Annotated in this window: 2 protein-coding genes and 1 pseudogene; 2 read left to right on the top strand and 1 reads right to left on the bottom strand. The window is 67.2% G+C overall.

The window, feature by feature from the left end:
• Both ACOJTB_RS19910 and ACOJTB_RS19915 read left to right on the top strand, forming a co-directional pair.
• Nucleotides 1-286: pseudogene (locus ACOJTB_RS19910) on the top strand (ferredoxin--NADP reductase); the annotation flags it as partial.
• A 200-nt stretch (nt 287-486) separates the two neighbouring features.
• A complete protein-coding gene (locus ACOJTB_RS19915) occupies nt 487-1,521 on the top strand; it encodes a DmpA family aminopeptidase (protein WP_420104261.1) in 1,035 nt (344 codons plus the stop codon).
• Here the strand turns inward: ACOJTB_RS19915 and ACOJTB_RS19920 are convergent.
• On the bottom strand, nt 1,518-1,764 hold a 247-nt coding region (locus ACOJTB_RS19920), incomplete at its 5' end, for an aminopeptidase (protein ID WP_420104262.1). The genes ACOJTB_RS19915 and ACOJTB_RS19920 overlap by 4 nt on opposite strands.

Genomic DNA, 1,764 nt, shown 5'->3' on the forward strand with positions numbered 1-1,764 from the left:
CGAGTTCCTCGGCGAGACGATCCGCCAGCAGCTCACCTACTATCCGACGGTGACGCGCGAGCCCTTCCGCAACCGCGGCCGCATCACAGATCTCCTCACCTCCGGCCAGCTCTTCGCCGACATCGGCCAGCAGGGCTTCGACCCGGCGAGCGACCGCTTCATGCTGTGCGGCTCGCCGCAAATGCTCGCCGACCTCAAGACCATCTTCGAGGAACGCGGCCTCACCGAAGGCAACACCGGCGAACCCGGCGACTACGTCATCGAAAAGGCCTTCGTGGAGAAGTGAGGGCCATCGCTCGCGACCTGTCATTCCGGGGCTTCGCGAGGCGAAGAACCCGGAACCCATGACGGGGTGAGCGAGAGCGATCCGCCCTTTTAACCTGTCGTGGATTCCGGGTTCATGCCAGCGGCATGCCCCGGAATGACAAGGGACGGAGAGCTCGACGAAACATATCGAGCCGGGCCACTCAACCGCTGGAGCCCCATATGACCCGCCGCCTGCGCGATTTCGGCCTGATCTGCGGCGTCCTCGAACCGGGGCCTCTCAACGCAATCACCGATGTTCCCGGCGTCGTGGTCGGTCACTGCACGCTGAGCGAAGGCGATCTGAGGACGGGCTTCACCGCGATCCTGCCGCATCGGGGCAACCTCTTCCGGCGCAAGCTGCGGGCCGGCTGCGAGGTGATCAACGGGTTCGGCAAAAGCGCTGGGCTGATGCAGCTCGCCGAACTCGGCCAGATCGAGACGCCGCTGCTGCTCACCAATACGCTGTCGGTCGGCACCGGCTTCGAGGCGCTGGTCAGCCGGGCGCTCGCAGCCAATCCCGACATCGGGCGTGAGACCGGCACGGTCAATCCGCTCGTCCTCGAATGCAATGACGGCTTTCTCTCCGATATCCGCGCGCGGGCGCTAACGCAGGATCATGCCTTCGCCGCGCTCGATGCAGCCGTCGGCGGGCCGGTCGCGGAAGGCGCCATCGGGGCCGGTACTGGGATGAGCGCCTTCGGCTTCAAGGGCGGTATCGGCAGCGCCTCGCGCTGCTTGAGGCTCGACGGCCAGGATTTCACGCTCGGTGCGCTGGTGCTCGCCAATTTCGGCGTCGCGGGCGACCTCGTGCTGCCGGATGGGCGAAAGCCGCTGCCGCCCGACGCCGGAACGGTGGCCGAGCGCGGCTCGGTCATCATCGTCCTCGCCACCGATGTGCCGCTGGAATCGCGGCAACTGACGCGGGTCGCCCGGCGGGCCGGTGCCGGTCTCGCCCGGCTCGGTGCCTTCTGGGGGAATGGCAGCGGCGATATCGCGCTCGCCTTCTCCACCGCCGACCCGATCGATCATGACGAGCCCGGCGATCTGGCCCCGCTGCGGGTCCTCAACGAGAACCGCATCGACAACCTTTTCCGCGCCGCGGCGGACGCGACTCAAGAAGCGGTGCTGAACGCGATGGTCGCCGCGCCCGCCTTGACCGGACGCGACGGACATCGCCGCCCGTCGCTCGCCGACTGGCTGATGGACGCGCGTTAAGCCCACTCGCCCTTGCGGAAGAGCGGCACGCGGCGCCCGTCCTCGTGGACGCCGTCGATATCGACCTCGCCGGAGCCGATCATCCAGTCGATATGGATCAGGCTCTTGTTGCCGCCCTGCGCCGCGATCTGCTCGGGCGTCAGACTCGCACCGTCGACGAAGCATTTCGAATAGCACTGCCCGAGCGCGATGTGGCAGGAGGCGTTCTCGTCGAAGAGCGTGTTGTAGAACAGGATGCCGCTC

Origin of the sequence: Allobosea sp. (assembly GCF_048595345.1) — a bacterium.
In the GTDB taxonomy this organism is placed as follows: domain Bacteria; phylum Pseudomonadota; class Alphaproteobacteria; order Rhizobiales; family Beijerinckiaceae; genus Allobosea.